Source organism: Mesorhizobium sp. M0185, assembly GCF_040322175.1.
GTDB lineage: Bacteria > Pseudomonadota > Alphaproteobacteria > Rhizobiales > Rhizobiaceae > Mesorhizobium.
Window position 1 is genome coordinate 14,584 of sequence record NZ_JAMYSY010000022.1, and the last position, 16,616, is coordinate 31,199.

Annotated in this window: 20 protein-coding genes and 1 tRNA gene; 10 read left to right on the top strand and 11 right to left on the bottom strand. The window is 61.4% G+C overall.

What is annotated here, in order from left to right:
• Positions 1-61: 61 nt before the first annotated feature.
• The 7 genes from NKJ20_RS18430 to NKJ20_RS18460 all read left to right on the top strand — a co-directional run bounded on the left by NKJ20_RS18430 (position 62) and on the right by NKJ20_RS18460 (position 6,157).
• Positions 62-625 carry a polysaccharide biosynthesis/export family protein gene (locus NKJ20_RS18430; RefSeq protein WP_023674625.1) on the top strand — a complete coding sequence of 188 codons (564 nt, stop codon included), beginning with the start codon at positions 62-64 and terminating at the stop codon, positions 623-625.
• A 12-nt stretch (positions 626-637) separates the two neighbouring features.
• On the top strand, positions 638-1,762 hold the full coding sequence (locus NKJ20_RS18435; protein WP_352745899.1) for a glycosyltransferase family 4 protein: 1,125 nt from the start codon (positions 638-640) through the stop codon (positions 1,760-1,762).
• 116 nt (positions 1,763-1,878) lie between these two features.
• Entirely contained in the window at positions 1,879-3,414 is a 1,536-nt protein-coding gene (locus NKJ20_RS18440; RefSeq protein ID WP_352702579.1) for an undecaprenyl-phosphate glucose phosphotransferase, read from the top strand.
• The gene (locus NKJ20_RS18445; protein ID WP_352745902.1) at positions 3,411-4,700 is read left to right on the top strand and encodes an O-antigen ligase family protein; all 1,290 of its coding nucleotides are present in this window, start codon (positions 3,411-3,413) and stop codon (positions 4,698-4,700) included. The genes NKJ20_RS18440 and NKJ20_RS18445 overlap by 4 nt, the downstream gene beginning before the upstream one ends.
• A 36-nt stretch (positions 4,701-4,736) precedes the next feature.
• Positions 4,737-4,813 (top strand) — tRNA-Pro (locus NKJ20_RS18450).
• A gap of 768 nt (positions 4,814-5,581) precedes the next feature.
• Positions 5,582-5,815 carry a hypothetical protein gene (locus tag NKJ20_RS18455; protein WP_352471996.1) on the top strand — a complete coding sequence of 78 codons (234 nt, stop codon included), beginning with the start codon at positions 5,582-5,584 and terminating at the stop codon, positions 5,813-5,815.
• Between the two features lie 147 nt (positions 5,816-5,962).
• Entirely contained in the window at positions 5,963-6,157 is a 195-nt protein-coding gene (locus tag NKJ20_RS18460) for a hypothetical protein (RefSeq protein ID WP_352745904.1), read from the top strand.
• Between the two features lie 38 nt (positions 6,158-6,195).
• Here NKJ20_RS18460 and NKJ20_RS18465 read toward each other — a convergent pair whose 3' ends face one another.
• Both NKJ20_RS18465 and NKJ20_RS18470 read right to left on the bottom strand, forming a co-directional pair.
• Positions 6,196-6,654, bottom strand: a complete 459-nt coding sequence (locus NKJ20_RS18465) for a YbaK/EbsC family protein (protein ID WP_352542413.1) — start codon at positions 6,652-6,654, stop codon at positions 6,196-6,198.
• 120 nt (positions 6,655-6,774) lie between these two features.
• Complete coding sequence (locus NKJ20_RS18470; RefSeq protein ID WP_352745907.1) at positions 6,775-7,053, bottom strand: helix-turn-helix domain-containing protein; 279 nt, start codon at positions 7,051-7,053, stop codon at positions 6,775-6,777.
• A 317-nt stretch (positions 7,054-7,370) separates the two neighbouring features.
• Here NKJ20_RS18470 and NKJ20_RS18475 point away from each other — a divergent pair, with 317 nt between their 5' ends.
• Positions 7,371-7,562 carry a hypothetical protein gene (locus NKJ20_RS18475; protein ID WP_023674514.1) on the top strand — a complete coding sequence of 64 codons (192 nt, stop codon included), beginning with the start codon at positions 7,371-7,373 and terminating at the stop codon, positions 7,560-7,562.
• Between the two features lie 126 nt (positions 7,563-7,688).
• Here the strand turns inward: NKJ20_RS18475 and NKJ20_RS18480 are convergent, their stop codons facing one another.
• The 7 genes from NKJ20_RS18480 to NKJ20_RS18510 all read right to left on the bottom strand — a co-directional run bounded on the left by NKJ20_RS18480 (position 7,689) and on the right by NKJ20_RS18510 (position 12,625).
• Positions 7,689-8,030: a hypothetical protein gene (locus tag NKJ20_RS18480; RefSeq protein ID WP_352745910.1), complete on the bottom strand. Its 342-nt coding sequence runs from the start codon at positions 8,028-8,030 to the stop codon at positions 7,689-7,691.
• A gap of 74 nt (positions 8,031-8,104) precedes the next feature.
• Positions 8,105-8,647, bottom strand: a complete 543-nt coding sequence (locus NKJ20_RS18485; protein WP_023674511.1) for a MerR family transcriptional regulator — start codon at positions 8,645-8,647, stop codon at positions 8,105-8,107.
• Positions 8,648-8,892: 245 nt separating this feature from the next.
• The gene (locus NKJ20_RS18490; RefSeq protein ID WP_023717292.1) at positions 8,893-9,216 is read right to left on the bottom strand and encodes an integration host factor subunit alpha; all 324 of its coding nucleotides are present in this window, start codon (positions 9,214-9,216) and stop codon (positions 8,893-8,895) included.
• A gap of 105 nt (positions 9,217-9,321) precedes the next feature.
• Positions 9,322-10,293 carry a beta-ketoacyl-ACP synthase III gene (locus tag NKJ20_RS18495; RefSeq protein ID WP_023674509.1) on the bottom strand — a complete coding sequence of 324 codons (972 nt, stop codon included), beginning with the start codon at positions 10,291-10,293 and terminating at the stop codon, positions 9,322-9,324.
• Positions 10,294-10,302: 9 nt separating this feature from the next.
• Positions 10,303-11,373, bottom strand: coding sequence for a phosphate acyltransferase PlsX (gene plsX / locus NKJ20_RS18500; protein WP_352449317.1), 1,071 nt, complete (start codon positions 11,371-11,373; stop codon positions 10,303-10,305).
• 123 nt (positions 11,374-11,496) lie between these two features.
• Positions 11,497-12,045 (bottom strand): YceD family protein, encoded by a 549-nt coding sequence (locus NKJ20_RS18505; protein ID WP_352681620.1) that lies wholly within the window; start codon positions 12,043-12,045, stop codon positions 11,497-11,499.
• 40 nt (positions 12,046-12,085) lie between these two features.
• Positions 12,086-12,625, bottom strand: a complete 540-nt coding sequence (locus NKJ20_RS18510) for a ubiquinol-cytochrome C chaperone family protein (protein WP_023674506.1) — start codon at positions 12,623-12,625, stop codon at positions 12,086-12,088.
• Between the two features lie 114 nt (positions 12,626-12,739).
• Here NKJ20_RS18510 and NKJ20_RS18515 point away from each other — a divergent pair, with 114 nt between their 5' ends.
• The gene (locus NKJ20_RS18515; protein ID WP_352449315.1) at positions 12,740-13,273 is read left to right on the top strand and encodes an outer membrane protein assembly factor BamE; all 534 of its coding nucleotides are present in this window, start codon (positions 12,740-12,742) and stop codon (positions 13,271-13,273) included.
• A 124-nt stretch (positions 13,274-13,397) separates the two neighbouring features.
• Here the strand turns inward: NKJ20_RS18515 and NKJ20_RS18520 are convergent, their stop codons facing one another.
• The gene (locus NKJ20_RS18520; protein WP_352745913.1) at positions 13,398-15,539 is read right to left on the bottom strand and encodes a sodium-translocating pyrophosphatase; all 2,142 of its coding nucleotides are present in this window, start codon (positions 15,537-15,539) and stop codon (positions 13,398-13,400) included.
• A 251-nt stretch (positions 15,540-15,790) separates the two neighbouring features.
• Positions 15,791-16,291: a DUF2165 family protein gene (locus tag NKJ20_RS18525; protein WP_352472005.1), complete on the bottom strand. Its 501-nt coding sequence runs from the start codon at positions 16,289-16,291 to the stop codon at positions 15,791-15,793.
• Between the two features lie 79 nt (positions 16,292-16,370).
• On the opposite strand from NKJ20_RS18525, the gene NKJ20_RS18530 reads away from it, so the two are divergent.
• The gene (locus NKJ20_RS18530; RefSeq protein WP_352449312.1) at positions 16,371-16,604 is read left to right on the top strand and encodes a hypothetical protein; all 234 of its coding nucleotides are present in this window, start codon (positions 16,371-16,373) and stop codon (positions 16,602-16,604) included.
• Positions 16,605-16,616 lie beyond the last annotated feature (12 nt).

Here is a 16,616-nt window from a genome sequence, read left to right on the forward strand (position 1 = left end):
CGAGCTCGATCGTTAAGGTTTGCCGCAGAGTCGCCGGCTATTCAAAGGTACGTGTCCGCTCATGAAAAGCACTGCTCCCCTTTTCCGCGCGCTGCTTGCCGTATCGATGCTTTCGGGCTGCTCCAGCTACCGGCCGACGCCGGCCGCATTCCATGAAGTTCTCGACCAGCCCTATCGCCTCGGCGCCGGCGACCGCGTCCGCGTAACCGTGTTCGAGCAGGAAGGACTGACCAATACCTACAGCGTCGACCAGTCCGGCTATCTCTCGCTGCCGCTCGTCGGCAACGTGCCGGCGCGCGGCCACACCGCCCAACAGCTTGAAAGCGAGATCGCCGAGAAACTGCGCCAGGGTTATTTGCGGGATCCCGATGTTTCGGTCGAAATCGATCGCTACCGGCCGATCTTCGTCATGGGTGAAGTGGGTGCGGCGGGGCAGTATTCCTACGTTCCAGGCCTGACCGTGCAGAAAGCCGTCGCCATCGCCGGCGGGTTCACGCCACGCGCCAACCAGGAAAGCGTCGACATTACCCGCGACATCAACGGCAAGGTGATAACCGGACGCGTGGTGACCTCCGACCCGCTACTGCCCGGCGATACAGTCTATGTTCGCGAACGCCTGTTTTGATGTGCTGACAAAGTGGCGGACACACTCAGGATCGTCCACTGCTTTCGCTCACCGGTCGGAGGCATCTTCCGGCATGTGCGCGACCTGACCGAGGCTCAGGTCGAGGCCGGCCATGCCGTCGGCATCGTCTGCGATTCGACGACGGGCGGCGATTTCGAGGAACGGCTGTTCGAACAGATGAAAGGCAGCCTGGCGCTCGGCATTCACCGCACCCCGATGCAGCGGCATGTCGGGCCAGGCGATCTCGCCTCGGCCCGGCGCACCTATAGGATCATAAAAGAATTGCGGCCGGACGTGCTGCACGGGCATGGCGCCAAAGGTGGCGCCTATGCCCGTCTGTTCGGCTCATTGTTGCGGGTATCCAGGTCTCGCGTAGCCCGCCTTTATTCGCCGCATGGCGGCTCGCTTCACTATGACGAGACCACCGCCATGGGGAAGCTGTTCTTCGCGCTCGAGCGCTTCATGGCTCGCTTCACCGATTGCCTGCTGTTTGTTTCCGATTATGAGCGGCGGACCTATCGCAGGAAGGTCGGCGAGCCGCCCATTCCGAACGCTCTCGTCCACAACGGCCTGCGCGCCGCCGAGTTCGAGCCGGTGCGGACCGAGCACAATGCGGTTGACCTCCTCTATATCGGCATGATGCGCGATCTCAAGGGCCCGGACATCTTCATCGATGCGCTGGGGCTAGCCGCGACACGGCTCGGCCGCCCATTGAAAGCGCTGATGGTCGGCGACGGCGACGACCTGGCGCGCTATCGCGCCCAGGTGAATCAGCTCGGCCTCGAGGTCAGCTTCCTGGCGCCGATGCCGGCCAGGCTCGCCTTCAGGCTGGCCGAACTGGTCGTCGTTCCCTCGCGCGCGGAAGCCATGCCCTATATAGTTCTGGAAGCGCTCGCCGCCGGCAAGCCGATCATCGCGACGGCGGTCGGCGGCATACCGGAAATCTTCGACACCGGCTCACCTGTCCTGATCCGGCCCGACCCGCGCGAACTTGGCGACAAGATAAGCGCCGCATTGGCCGATCTCGACACCTACAAAGGCCTGATGCCCGGCCTCGCCGACCTCAAGGCACGCTTCGGCGCCGATGTAATGGCCGCCGAAATCGAAAAGGCCTATTTCGCCGCGCTCAAAAAATAGAGCAACGGGTTTCCACCGGGCTGCTCCTGGTGAAAGCGTCTCCAAAGCCATCTGTTGTTTCAAGGGTTTCTTAGCTCTCTTTTGCTATTCACCTGAGGGAAACCTGCGGACGCCCCATGAACGAAATCGACCCAGCGCGCCGTTTTTCGCTAGACGCGGTGCGCAAATTCGACGCCCCTGCCGAGAACAATACGGCCGGCGGCATGAACGATGTTGCCCGCCAGGTCGCCTCGCAATACCGGCGCGATACGATGTCGCCGATCATGGTGAGCGGCGTCCTGCGCATGGTGGAATTCGCGCTGCTGTTGGTCTCAGGTCTTGCCGTCTATTTCTATTATGTCGGCTTTTTCAACTATCTTGCCTGGCAATACTCACTGACGATCGCCGCCACCTCGTTCCTCGCGGTCGTTCTGTTCGACGTCACCGACCGCTACCAGATCGTCGCGCTGATGCGGCCGATCGCCAATTTCGGCCGTCTCCTGCTGGTCTGGGCCGGAACATTCGCCTTGATGGCGCTCACCGCCTTCACCATGAAAATGTCGGAAGACTATTCGCGCCTGCTCTTCGGCACGTGGTTCGTCGTCGGTTTCGTGTTGATCCTGGGTCTCCGCCTGGTGATCTCGAAGCTGATCCGGCGCTGGGCGCGCGACGGGCGGATGGAGCGCCGCGCCGTCATCGTGGGCGGCGGCAAGGCCGCGGAGGTATTGATCCGCTCGGTCGAAAGGCAGCCCTACAACGACATCCGCATCTGCGGCATCTTCGACGACCGTGGTGACAAGCGTTCACCGCCGGTTGTCGCCGGCTATCCCAAGCTCGGCACGATTTCCGAGCTCATCGAATTTGCCCGCATCGCGCGCATCGACATGCTGATCGTTTCGCTGCCGCTGACCGCCGAATCGCGCGTGCTGCAATTATTGAAGAAGCTGTGGGTGCTGCCGGTCGACATCCGGCTGTCGGCGCATTCGAATGCGCTGCAGTTCAGGCCGCGCGCCTATTCCTACATCGGCTCGGTGCCGATGCTCGATATCTTCGACAAGCCTATCAACGACTGGGATTCGGTCGCGAAACGCGCCTTCGACATCGTCTTTTCGATCATCGGCATCATCGTGTTCTCGCCGGTGATGCTGGCGACCGCAATCGCGATCAAACTCGACAGCAAGGGGCCGGTGCTGTTCCATCAGAAGCGGCACGGCTTCAACAACGAGATCATCGACGTCTACAAGTTCCGTTCGATGTATACCGACAAGGCGGACCCGACGGCCAAACAGACCGTGACCAAGAACGATCCGCGCGTCACCCGCGTCGGCCGCTTCATCCGCAAGACCTCGGTCGACGAACTGCCGCAGTTCTTCAATTCGCTGTTCGGTTCGCTGTCGCTGGTCGGGCCGCGCCCGCACGCCATTGCCGCGCAGTCGCACAACCTCCTCTACAATGAAGTGGTCGACGGCTATTTCGCTCGCCACAAGGTCAAACCCGGTGTGACCGGCTGGGCGCAGATCAATGGCTGGCGCGGCGAGATGGACACCAACGAGAAGATTCGCATGCGGACGGAATACGACCTCTATTATATCGAGAACTGGTCGCTCTTGTTCGACCTCAAAATCCTGTTCCTGACGCCGATCCGACTGCTCAACACGGAAAACGCATATTGAGCGCGACGGCCTATGAATTGCCGGCGGCGGCGGTCAACGCCAAGCTGATTGCACTGATTGCGTCGGGGGCGGTTTTCCTCGGCGTTTTCCTGTCCGGTTTCGTCATTGCCGAGCCCGCGCCGTACGATCTCTACATGATCGGGCTGATCGTGGTGTGGCCCTTGTTCGGCATGCGTATACAGCGCGCGGCGGTGCCACTTCTGGTGCTGCTGGTTATCATGAACATCGGCGGTATGATCTCGATGACGCAGATGTCGGACCTCGCCGGCACGCCGCTCTATCTCGCCGTCTCGCTGTTCCTGGCCCTAACCGCGGTTTTTTTCGCTTCGGTAACGGCCGTCCGGCCCAGTCTCTACCGGGTGATCTTCGTCGCCTATGTGGTGTCGGCAGTGCTGACTTCGCTGGTCGGCATAGCCGGCTATTTCCATGCCTTTCCAGGAGCGGAGATCTTCACCAAATACGACCGTGCCGCCGGCGCCTTCCAGGACCCGAACGTGTTCGGTCCGTTCCTGGTGCTGCCCGGCATCTACCTGCTCTACCTGCTGCTTACCGGCTCGGTCGCACGCATGCCGCGATTGGCGGTGCCGTTGCTGATAATCACCGCCGGCATCTTCTTTTCCTTTTCGCGCGGCGCCTGGGGCATGTTCGCCGTTTCGGCGATCCTGCTGACCGGTGCCTTGTTCCTGCAGAGCGCCAGCGGCAAGTTCAGGCTGCGCGTCGTCGTCATGACCATCGCCGCCGTCGGACTGCTGGTCATCGCAATGATCGTCATCCTGCAACTGCCAGGCGTCGCCGAGATGTTCTCGAACCGCGCACAGCTCGAACAAAGCTACGACACCGCCCGGCTCGGCCGCTTCGCCCGCTATACGATCGGCTTTCAGATGGCACTGGAGCATCCTTTCGGCATCGGCCCGCTCGTCTTCGGCAAGATCTTCGGCGAGGACACGCACGACATCTGGCTGAAGATGCTGATGGATTACGGCTGGCTCGGCTTCGTGTCGTTCCTGACGCTGACGTGCTGGACGATCGCCGCCGGCTTCCGCATTCTGCTGCGCGACCGGCCGTGGCAGCCTTATCTTCTATGCGCCTACGTCGCCTTCATCGGCAATATCGGGCTCGGCACCTTCATCGACATCGACCACTGGCGCCATGTCTACCTGCTGCTCGGCTTGATCTGGGGTGCCATCGCGCTCGAATACCGCCACCAGTGGCAGCTGCGGGCGACGCAGCGACCGGCAATCCCCGTCGCGGTTGCTTCAGGCAGGACAGCAACCGAATTCGGTTGACCGGACCCGGTCTATCACGATACATCGCGACCGGTCCGGAGTGTAGCGCAGCCCGGTAGCGCACTTGACTGGGGGTCAAGGGGTCGTCGGTTCGAATCCGGCCACTCCGACCATTAAAATCCAAAGGCTTAGCCGGTTTTCCCCCAAAACTGGCTGTACAGACGATAGCCGCACTGCAGCCAGCGCAACATACGCAGGCGTGATCTCATCGAGGGAACCGATCACGCATCACTCGTGCGCGAGGCACGGAGGCTGGCGTCTAGCCAGAAGCCCACCGAGAAACCGCGCGGTAATGGCTAGGTAAGCTTTGCTGCTACGCCCAACCTTTATCGTGAGAAAAGGTCCCGCCGCACATGCCAGAACGGCGGGACTCGATCAGGCGCCTTGCATCAGGCAGGGGTGACTCGGGGGTTGGGCATGCCCGATACGCGCGGATCGAAGTGAACCCTAGGCGCATCAGCTGCAATGCGTCCACCAACCGTCGGTTGGAAAGAACTAATTCAATCCCGACGGCTGGCCTGGCCTGAACAGGCGCGCGCTCAAGGCTCAGTTTCTTCCCGGGGAGGAGCTTTTTGGTCAGGACAATCAGGATAGGGCAATTCTTCACACGGAGAGGGCCTGTCGCCAACGCTGCGATAATGTTCCGCGAGTTTTGCGAAACCGTAGGCGAAGGCGAAAAGAAGCGCGAGGACAACCGCTATTCGGACGGCCATACCGTATTGTAGCAGGATCCTCCCATTGGAGCGCGCGGCGTTTTGGTACGTTTGAATGTTGAGTTCGAAAAAGGTTGGCTCTAGTTGAATTGCCGTCGTCCGCAGTTGTAAGGGCGAGCGGACGCTACGAAGATGCCACGCACTTTCGCCCTTTTCGGGAGAGATGCAATGTCGCTTCAAGGAGTTGCCTGTCCTGCCGAGCTGACCATGTTGACCAAGGCACTTGATGCCCGATGCCGTGAGCTAGGCCTCGCTGATGGAGATCCAGGCAGAGAAGTGCTCGGCCGCAGAGTGATGGATTTATTTGAAAGTGGTCAGCTCAGCGCCGAAGATTTGAGACTGGCTCTGAGCGGCGAGATCTTTAACGCCAAAAATCCTCCGGCCGGAGCCAGTGGGCCTTGATACGGCAAGCGGCTATCCGCGCAGCCATTTGAATTACTGGCCCAGCGTCGGCTTCCGTGTGCGCAGGAGCGCGTGTGAACAAATGTGATTTTGCGGTCGGTGCCAGACGGGCTAACTTTACCCATCGAACGAAAGAGGAGAATGATCATGAAGACATTCCTCGCAATAGCCGCGGCACTGACCATGTCCATATCAGCTGCCTCTGCGGATTGCCCCGCGCATTCCAAGGTCCAGGCATCGGTCGACACGCAGACGAAGACAGCAAGCGTCGAGAACGCCGATATGTCGACTGTCACGGACGCTCAGACGATCAAGAAAGAAGAGCCACAGAAGACCGAGTAGCGGTAACGCTCAGCGGATCCCACGACCCGGATAAATGGCTACTGGCATACATCCACCCACTCGGCGTCGACGAGTTCGGCCAGGCGTTGCGGGCTGAGCCGTACGGCGGCATTCGTCGCGCCTGCCGCCGGGACGACCTCGTCAAAGGCGCGCAGCGAGATGTCGCAGTAGACCGGGAGCGGCGCCGGTAGGCCGAACGGGCACACCCCGCCGACGGGATGATCGGTCGCGGCGAGCACCTGGTCGGCGTCCAGCATTCGCGCCTTGCCACCAAACTGGTCCTTGAATTTGCGATTGTCCAGCCTGGAGATCCCGCTGGCCACGATCAGCATCGTCTGGTCGCCGGCGCGCAAGCAGATCGTCTTGGCAATCTGCGCCGGCGCTACGCCATGCGCTTCGGCGGCCAGAGCCACCGTCGCCGAGCTTGCCTCCGTGACGATGACGTCAATGTCGGGCGCGTGTGCGGCGAAAAAGGCGCGAACGGATTCGAGGCTCATCTCCGGCAATTTCCGTCTGGCGTCGCCGTGGCGGCCGGCAAGTCCACTACGTGGCCGAAAAAACGAAGCCCGCCAGGGCGACCCATGGCGAGCTCGTGGAATAAAAAGCATGACACGTCGCTACGACACGGATCGCCTTTTCGCAGGCAACACGGCTTCGTCGAACAGAGCGCTTTCCGGAAGTTGAAGCGCGGAGGCAATACGCCGACGTTTCGAGGGATCGGCATCCTTGCCGCTTTCAACGTCGGCAATCTCATAGGCTGCCAGCCCGCACGCCAGGGACAGCTCTTCGATGCTGTATCCACGGGCTTCCCGGGCGGTTCGGACGGCACTGCGTTCAGGCGCAACCGCGCTCGCCGCCAGTTCGGAGTAAGGTTCGCGTTTTGCTATTTGGGGCATTGGCAACTCCGTGGGATGAAAGAGTTAGATCAAATCATGTTGTTGCCTGAGACGATCGGGAGAATGCCCGCTCGCCGGTGATTTGCCAAGCATCAAAGATAGCGTCACGGCATCGTGAACCGACGCCGGAATGAATGGCGGATGCCCGCGCGCCGACATCTGGCCGGATCGTCAGCAGACACAGTTCGGAAACAAAATTCTACAGGCCGGAAAAACGGCCGAAAAACTCCAAAGCGATAGTCCCAACCGCAGCGCTCGACTCACCGACCTGAATCGGTGACGCTCAAATTCCGCCTGCGCAAAAAGGAAACGATGTCATGAAGAAGCCTCTTCTCTCCGCCCTTGGACTTGCAATCGCACTTGCCCTCTCGATGCCGATCATCGGCGCAAGCAGCGCGAATGCAACGACGATGCACACCACCGTCAAGAAGCATCACCGCCATCACTACCATCACCGCGTCCACCACTACCGCCACCATCACAAGAAGGTTGTCGCGAAGAAGTACTGAAAACACCCTCGGGCGAACAACCCGCAATCAGGCGTTCTGGTGCTTGATCAAGGGCGGCGCGCTTGCCGGGCTTTCCGTGTCGGCGAAAAATGGCGGCGGTCCGCTGACCACCGCCATTTGCTTATCTCAACGTGCCGATCTTGAACGCGCTCGCGGTGCTTGTTGCTGCCGGCCGCCGAGGAACAGACTGGCGACGAGCCCGACCAGAACCAGCCCGACAGCGGCCGCCGTCGCCGGGTGATCTCGGGCGGTCTTCTCGATCGCCCGGCCTTGCCTTCTGATTGCCGGCAAGGCGTCGCCGAGGCGCTCAGTGATATCCGAATAATAATCCGACGCGGTATCGCGCCCGTCTTCGTAAAAGGCGCCGCCCCGCTTTAACACGGCTTTCTTCAAGGTGGCCGGTTCCCTGGTCAGGGCCGCGACCTGTTTGTCCAGATCGGTGTCGGAGATGCTCGAAAGCGATGCCATGACGTGCTTCCTTCATCTGTAGAAGGAAGCCTAACGCATGACCCTGAAGACCGTTCCGGTCAGCCCGGCGGGCTCTAGCGAACCTGATCGAGCAGGCGCTTGCATTCCAGGAGGTCGAACAGCGCCTCCTGCAGCAATGCGCGATTGTCACGGGAAAGTTTTGACGTGTCCGGCGGAACCGGACCTTCCTCGTCGGTCTTGCCTATACCGAAAAAACGACGGCTGGGTTTCACCCTCGGCTGGCCAACCAGCATTTCGTCGTCCGGGCCGCGCGGCTGCGCCGCTTGCGTCAGCGGTACCGTGTCGGCCTGTCGGCGCTGCGAGATCGCCTCGACCGCCGCCATGTCGCCACTGCCGACGGCGATCAGAAACTGGTTGCCGTTCTCGCGCAACAGCTTCTGCACGCCCTTGATCGTATAGCCCTGGTCGTAGAGCATATGACGAATACCCTTGATCAGTTCTACGTCCTGCGGACGGTAGTAGCGGCGGCCGCCGCCGCGCTTCATCGGCTTGATCTGGTTGAAACGCGTCTCCCAGAAGCGCAGCACGTGCTGCGGCAAATCCAGATCCTCCGCGACCTCGCTGATGGTGCGGAAAGCATCAGGGCTCTTGTCCATGGGCGAATCCTCACGCTAGAGCATGATCGCGAAAGGCGGGAACCGGGTTCGGGCGACATCACGCTTAACAAGGAGAGCAGCTTTCCGTCCCGCCGGAACGGATCACACCCAAATACCGATCCGGCGTACCGAATCGCATCTTATTTCAGCGGTTTATGAAACAATATTCAAGCCCGGCGCAAAAGCAGGGTTCGCTTTTCAACCGAAGCCTGGAGCATGATTCTTGGCAAAGGGGGATTGGGCGGCTACTTGCTGCCCTTGGCTTTGCTGTTTTGATGGGAGCGCAGGATACGATTCTTCAGCACGTTCGACGACTTGAAGGTCATCACCCGGCGCGGCAGGATCGGCACTTCCTCACCGGTCTTGGGATTGCGCCCGATGCGCTCGTTTTTGGAGCGCACGTGGAAGGTCGCGAAGGACGACAGCTTCACCGTCTCGCCGCGAACGATCGCCTCGCAGATCTCATTCAGCACCGCCTCGACAAGCTCGGCCGATTCAGTACGCGACAGCCCAACCTTGCGGTAAACGGCTTCGGCGAGGTCGGCGCGCGTAAGTGTCTTTCCCCCCATACGAACCGTCCCATCAGCTCAAAAACATAAATCGATACAAGCAACGGCAGAACCTAAGTAATTGATCCGTCAAGGTCAAGGGACCCGAACCCGATAGTTCGGCACTTACCAGCGGAGCAGGACGGCACCCCAGGTGAAGCCGCCGCCCATCGCCTCGAGCAGTACCAGGTCACCCTTTTTGATGCGACCGTCGGCGACGGCTGCGGACAGTGCCAGCGGCACGGAAGCCGCCGAGGTATTACCGTGCAAATCGACGGTCACCACCACCTTCCGCTCCTCTATCCCGAGCTTTTTGGCCGAAGCGTCAATAATTCGTTTATTGGCTTGATGCGGCACGAACCAGTCGAGATCGGCGGCGCCGATGCCGGCCTGTGCGAACGTCGCCTCGATGACGTCGGTGATCATGCCGACCGCATGCTTGAACACTTCGCGGCCTTCCATCCTGAGGTGCCCGACCGTTCCGGTGGTCGACGGCCCACCGTCGACAAAAAGCTTGTCCTTGTGGATGCCGTCGGAGCGCAGGCTGGCCGCCAGAACGCCTCGGTCGGCGATGCCGCCTGCCCCCGTGCCTGCTTCCAGCACCATCGCGCCGGCGCCGTCGCCGAACAAAACGCAGGTCGAGCGGTCGTTCCAGTCGAGAATACGCGAAAATGTTTCCGAGCCGATCACCAGTACCCGTCTGGCCAAGCCGCCGCGGATATAGAGGTCGGCGGTCGTCACTGCATAGACGAAGCCGGAGCAGACCGCCTGCAGGTCGAAGGCAAAACCGTGGTGCATGCCGAGCCGGTTCTGGATCTCGACCGCGGTCGCGGGAAAGGTGTTGTTGGGCGTCGAGGTCGCCAGCACGATCAGGTCGATGTCGTCAGCCGTCAGGCCGGCGCTGTCGAGGGCTGCGCGCGCTGCCGCCTCGCCCAGCGAGGCCGTCGTCTCGTCGTCGGCCGCAATGTGGCGCTGGCGAATGCCGGTGCGCTGGACGATCCACTCGTCCGACGTCTCGACCATGCCTTCGAAATCGGCATTCTTCATAATGCGGCGGGGCAGCGCGGCGCCCGTGCCGCGCACGACTGATCTGATCAATGCTCTTTCCTATTCCTTTGCGTCGATGACGACGTCGGATTTCCGGATTGTCTGGGCATTCGGATTGCGGGCATGGAACAGGTCGAGATCGGCTTCGATGCGGTCAAGCAGATTGTTGCGCACCATGTCGTAGCCAAGCTCGATCGCCGCCGCGAAGCCATCCGAATCAGCCCCGCCATGGCTTTTCACCACGATGCCGTTCAATCCGAGGAAGACGCCGCCATTGGAGCGGCCGACATCCATCTTCTCGCGCAGGCGATCGAAGGCGGTCTTGGCGAAGATATAGCCGATCCTGGCCATCAGCGTCCGGTTCATCGCCGCGCGCAGATAGCCGGCGATCTGCCTGACGGTGCCTTCCGCCGTCTTCAGCGCGATGTTGCCGGCAAATCCTTCGGTAACGACGACGTCGACACTGCCCTTGCCGATGTCGTCACCCTCGACAAAGCCGTGGTAGTTCATCGAGGCCATGTTGGCCTCGCGCAACATACGACCCGCCTCCTTGACCTCTTCCTGGCCCTTGATCTCCTCGACGCCGACATTGAGCAGGCCGACGCTCGGCCGTTCGATGCCGAAAACCGAGCGCGCCATGCCGGTGCCCAGAATGGCAAAATCAACCAGTTGATGCGCATCCGCGCCAATGGTGGCGCCGACGTCCAGCACCACGCTCTCGCCGCGCAATGTCGGCCAGAGCGCCGCGATTGCCGGGCGATCGATGGTCGCCATGGTGCGAAGGCAGAATCTGGACATTGCCATCAGCGCGCCGGTATTGCCGGCCGAGATGCAGGCGTCGGCAGTGCCTGCCTTGACCGCCTCGACGGCCTTCCACATCGATGACTTCCAGCGGCCATGGCGCAGCGCCTGGCTCGGCTTGTCGTCCATCCGCACTGCGATCTCGCAGTGGATGAACTCGCTCACTTCCGCTAGCTTGGGGAATTTCGCGAGTTCGGGCCGTACCACTTCTTCGCGCCCATAAATGACGAAGCGTATATCCGGACGGCGGGTGGCGACAGTCATGAGCGCCGGGATGACCACGCTTGGCCCGTGATCGCCGCCCATGGCATCGATGGAAATCCTGATCACGCGGTGTTCATCTCACGGTTGCTTGGCCAGCGGGCTTGCCAAGGTGCGGGGCTCGCGAAGGTTCGGCGAAAATAACGGTTTTGGGCTGCCGCACAACCAACTTTTCTCAAATTGGGTCAGCTATCAGGATTTTCCCAACAGTGATCTGAGCTTTTGCTGGAATTCATTCTCCACAGGCTCGGCATCGCCGGCGGCCTCCAGCGATACACCCGGCTTGCGCGGATATGGATCGATCGCCAAGCCAAAGAACTGCTCGGCAAGCGCCCCGACGTCGATCGCATCGCCGGAAAAGGTTTCCGGGCTGTCCGGGCCTTCGGCGTCGAGCAGGATCTCACCGCCGCCGTCGAAACCTTGCCGCCCGAGCTTGGATTGCTCCGGCAGGAACAGCGCTTCGACCGCCTCATCGATATGCGCCTCGACCGGGTCGAGGGTGACGATACAGGCCTGCGTTATATCGGCCTCGACATGGCCGCTGACTTTCACCCCGTTGCGCTTCCAGGGCTCGACCAGGAGTTCGGCGCGATAGTTCTCGACCGAAAGCAGCTCGTGCTCGACGGCCAGCAGGGCGCGCTGCCCAGCGTCGGCATCGATGACCACCGGCAGCCCCTTTTGCGGCAGCCGGGCGACATTTGCCAGGAATGACACTGGGCTGTGGGTATCAGGGTGTTTCATCTTCGCCTCCACTTCGCCACCTTCATCGGCCTGCCGTCGCTCAAGCGTTGGCCACGGGAAATGCCACCGTTCCGGAAACGATCGATTCGGTCGGCTGTTCCGCGAGTTGCCTTGATGCATCGGCGGCATAGAGTGCCAGTTGCGACGCTTGCGGCCAGGCGCCGGCATCCGGCCTGACATTGCGGGCAAGGGCGGCGGCGAGTGCATCATGGTCATTTCGTTGCAGCGCATCATCATAGGCGGCGGTACGGCCATAGAACATCTTCGCCAGTTTCCGCATTCGCTTCGGCACGCCGACGTCGCCAATGCCCAATTCACGCAACGAATGTTCGACATCCATGAAGAACTCGTCGATCAGCACCTGCGCAACCTCTGCCGCAGCACCGCCCTCGCCGCGCAACCGGTGCTGGAACAGGAACATGTGCAACGACAGCATCTCGAAGCGGCCGAGCGGCGTGTCCGGCACGTTCCAGGCGGAATAAAACACCGTTTGCCGCGCCGCCGCCACGATTTGTGCGTAAAGCGCCTCGGTGATGGCGCGGTTGGCATGTCGTTCGCGGCCAAAGAGGCGCTGGAACATTTGAGGGTGGTCTCCCGGGACCGTTTGTTGAAGTGGCCTTGTTGCATCGGCAAGCAAGCTGGTTTACCGGTTTTGCGGCCCAGCGCAAGTTGCGGCCAGCTTATGGAGTTGTAGTTGCGCGCGCTGAAATTCAAGTCGACTTTCCTGCCCAGGCCCGGCGGTGCGGTTTCGCTGCTGGTGATCGCTGCGGCGCTTTCCGCCTGCAATTCGTCTAAGATGATCGGCGATCTCAATCCGAGCGAGACGCTGACGCAAGGCTACGTCATCGACCAGCAGGCGATCGACCTGGTGCCGGTCGGCTCAAGCCGCGAACAGGTGCTGCTGGCGCTCGGCACTCCCTCGACGAAGGCGACCTTCGATAACGAGGCCTTTTATTACATTTCTCAGACGCGCAAGCGCTATGTCGCCTTCGACAAGCCGCGGCTGGTCGACCAGCATGTGCTGGCGGTCTATTTTGGCGATGACGGGCGCGTCACCCAGATCGCCAATTACGGCTTGAAGGACGGCAAGGTGTTCGACTTCATCTCGCGCACCACGCCGACCGGCGGCAAGGACCAGAACTTCCTCAGCCAGATCATCAGTGGCGCCAGCAAGCTGGCGCCTGGTGTTCCCGGCGCCAGCGGCGGCAGCACGCTCGGCGGCTCCTGATCCACCCGAGGGTGTCGGCTTCCTTCCGTTCCTTTCGCTTCCCTGTAAGCGGCATATCTCAGGCAATGAAAAACCCGCGGGAGCGATCCCGCGGGTTTTTGTCTTAAGGCCATAGCGACCGAGCTTAGCCGTGCGCGAGAACGGCCAGCAACAGCAGCGCGACGATGTTGGTGATCTTGATCGCCGGGTTGACCGCTGGGCCGGCAGTATCCTTGTAGGGATCGCCGACCGTGTCGCCGGTCACCGAAGCCTTGTGCGCTTCGGAGCCCTTGAGGTGCTTGAGGCCGTCCTTGTCGACGAAACCATCTTCGAACGACTTCTTGGCGTTGTCCCAGGCGCCGCCGCCGGAGGTCATCGAGATGGCGACGAACAGGCCGTTGACGATGACGCCGAGCAGCGAGGCGCCAAGCGCGGCAAAGGCGGATGCCTTCGAACCGGAGATCAGGAGGACGCCGAAATAGACCACCAGCGGCGCCAGCACCGGCAGCAATGACGGAACGATCATCTCCCGGATCGCTGCCTTGGTCAGAAGGTCGACGGCGCGCGCATAGTTCGGCTTCGAGGTGCCGGCCATGATGCCCGGATCCTCCCGGAACTGCTTGCGCACCTCCTGGACGATAGCACCCGCGGCGCGGCCGACGGCGGTCATGGCGATGCCGCCGAACAGATACGGGATCAGGCCACCGAAGATCAGGCCGGCGACGACGTAAGGATTGGAGAGATCGAAGGAGACGTCGCCCATACCCTGGAAGTAGGGGTATTTGTCGCCATTGGCGGCAAAGAACTTCAGGTCGTTAGAGTAGGCCGCGAACAGCACCAGCGCGCCGAGGCCAGCCGAACCGATGGCGTAGCCCTTGGTTACCGCCTTGGTGGTGTTGCCGACAGCGTCGAGCGCGTCGGTTGACTGGCGCACTTCCTTGGGTAGGCCGGCCATTTCGGCAATGCCGCCGGCATTGTCGGTGACCGGGCCGAAGGCATCGAGCGCGACGATCATGCCGGCGAGGCCAAGCATCGTCGTCACCGCGATCGCCGTGCCGTAGAGGCCGGCGAGCTGGTATGTCGAGATGATGCCGCCGACGATGACGATCGCCGGCAACGCCGTCGCTTCCAGCGAGACCGCGAGGCCCTGGATGACATTGGTGCCGTGACCGGTGACCGAGGCCTGGGCGATGGAGTTCACCGGACGCTTGTTGGTGCCGGTATAATATTCGGTGATCACCACGATGAGTCCGGTCACCGCAAGGCCGACAAGGCCGCAGATGAACAGGTTCGTGCCGGTGACGGTCATGCCGGCGACGGTGCCGATCTCACCCCAGCCGATGCATGCCGAGGTGGCCACGGCAAGGCCGACAATTGACAGCAGGCCGGTGACGATCAGGCCCTTATAGAGCGCACCCATGATTGAGCCGCTGGAACCGAGCTTGACGAAGAAAGTGCCGACGATCGAGGTGAGAATGCAGGCGCCGCAGATGGCCAGCGGATAGAGCATGGCCGCGCCGAGAACGTCGGTGCCACCGAAGAAGATGGCGGCGAGGACCATGGTGGCGACCACGGTCACCGCATAGGTCTCGAACAGGTCGGCGGCCATGCCGGCGCAATCGCCGACATTGTCGCCGACGTTGTCGGCAATGGTGGCCGGATTGCGTGGATCGTCCTCGGGAATGCCGGCTTCAACCTTGCCGACAAGATCGCCGCCGACGTCGGCGCCTTTTGTGAAGATGCCGCCGCCGAGACGGGCGAAGATCGAGATCAGCGAGGCGCCGAAGCCGAGCGAAACAAGCGAGTCGATGACGACGCGATCGTTTGGCTGCAGACCCATGAACTGGGTCAGGATCAGGTAGTAGATCGAGACGCCGAGCAGGGCCAGGCCAGCAACCAGCATGCCAGTGATGGCGCCCGACTTGAAGGCGATCTCGAGACCGGCAGCGAGGCTGTTGGAAGCCGCCTGCGCGGTGCGCACATTGGCGCGCACCGAGACGTGCATGCCGATGAAGCCAGCGGCACCCGATAGAACGGCGCCGATCAGGAAGCCGATGGCCGCGGTGATCGAAAGCAGCCACCAGGCAAGCAGCAGGACCACGACGCCGACGATGGCGATGGTGGTGTACTGGCGCGCCAGATAAGCCTGAGCGCCTTCGCGGATGGCCGCGGAAATTTCCTGCATGCGTGCATTGCCCTGATCGGCCGCGAGGACCGAACGTGTCGCCCAGATGGCGTAAAGGACTGAAAGCAGACCGCAGGCGATGACAGCTGAAATTATGGTCATTGCCGAATTTTCCTCGATTGGTGGCCCAAAAGAACCCCTCCCCGGGCCGTTGAGACAGGGGACGAATTTTCCGCAACCGGAATCCGTCCCTTCGCAGCGGCTTATGCGAAACAGGGCTCGGAACGTCAAGATATTGTTCCGTTCCTGTCCGGCTTTCGCCCAAAAGATCCCGGGTTTCGCCCAAAAGGCTGGACGGCAGCGCCTGTCGACACTGCCATCCGGTTAGATCGGTTGAAATCGGCGAACAGTGGTCAGGCTTTACGCGGGTCGCCGTCCGGCTGGACGACGAAGACCAGCACCAGCAGCATGGTGATGTAGAATTTGAACGCCGCCTCCTGACCATTCCAAGTCGAAGACTGCCACATGGCGAACCACTCGCCGCCAACGACCATGAAGCCGAAATACCAAACGAGGAAGCCCATTGTGGCGGCAATGATGGCGAACTTCTTGGCATCGTTGAAAGCCTGTCCGCTGGCGTTGCGCGCCTGCCAGAGTTGCCAGGCGGCGATTAGGTAAAGCAGGCAGGTCAGCGCCTCGCCAATGATGATCAGCCAGTAGCCAGCCGTCCACAGCGACGGGTTGGTGATCGAGCGGTACATCAGTGCATTGCCGGGAAAGGTCGTGTCCATGCTCAGCACATGCTGGACAAAGGCGAAGTTTGAGCCGTAATCGGTGATGTTGCCGAAGGCGACGAGGAAGGCGAAAGCCGCCAGACACAAACACATGACGATCTTGGAGAAACGCGCGGTCATGGCAAGAACTCCTGCTGAAAGATCGGGGCATCGCACTCATCAATCACCGAGTCCCGAAGATCGCGCAACGGGTGGGCCAGTGATCATCGTGCTCACAGCCATTGCGAGACATTATGCCGGCAAGCAAGACATTGCCGAGACTGTCGAAGCCCTCGATCTCGACAGTGATTGCGCGGTGGGCGACTTGGTCTCTGTGGTTAGAGCCGACACACAGCACGACTTCGCCATCATCCGCCGCCGCTGGATCACCGGCGAGACGAGCACAACGCTGGAACTGACGCTCGATCATCCAGCGCGTTCAACGGGCCACTGAAAGAAACGAACT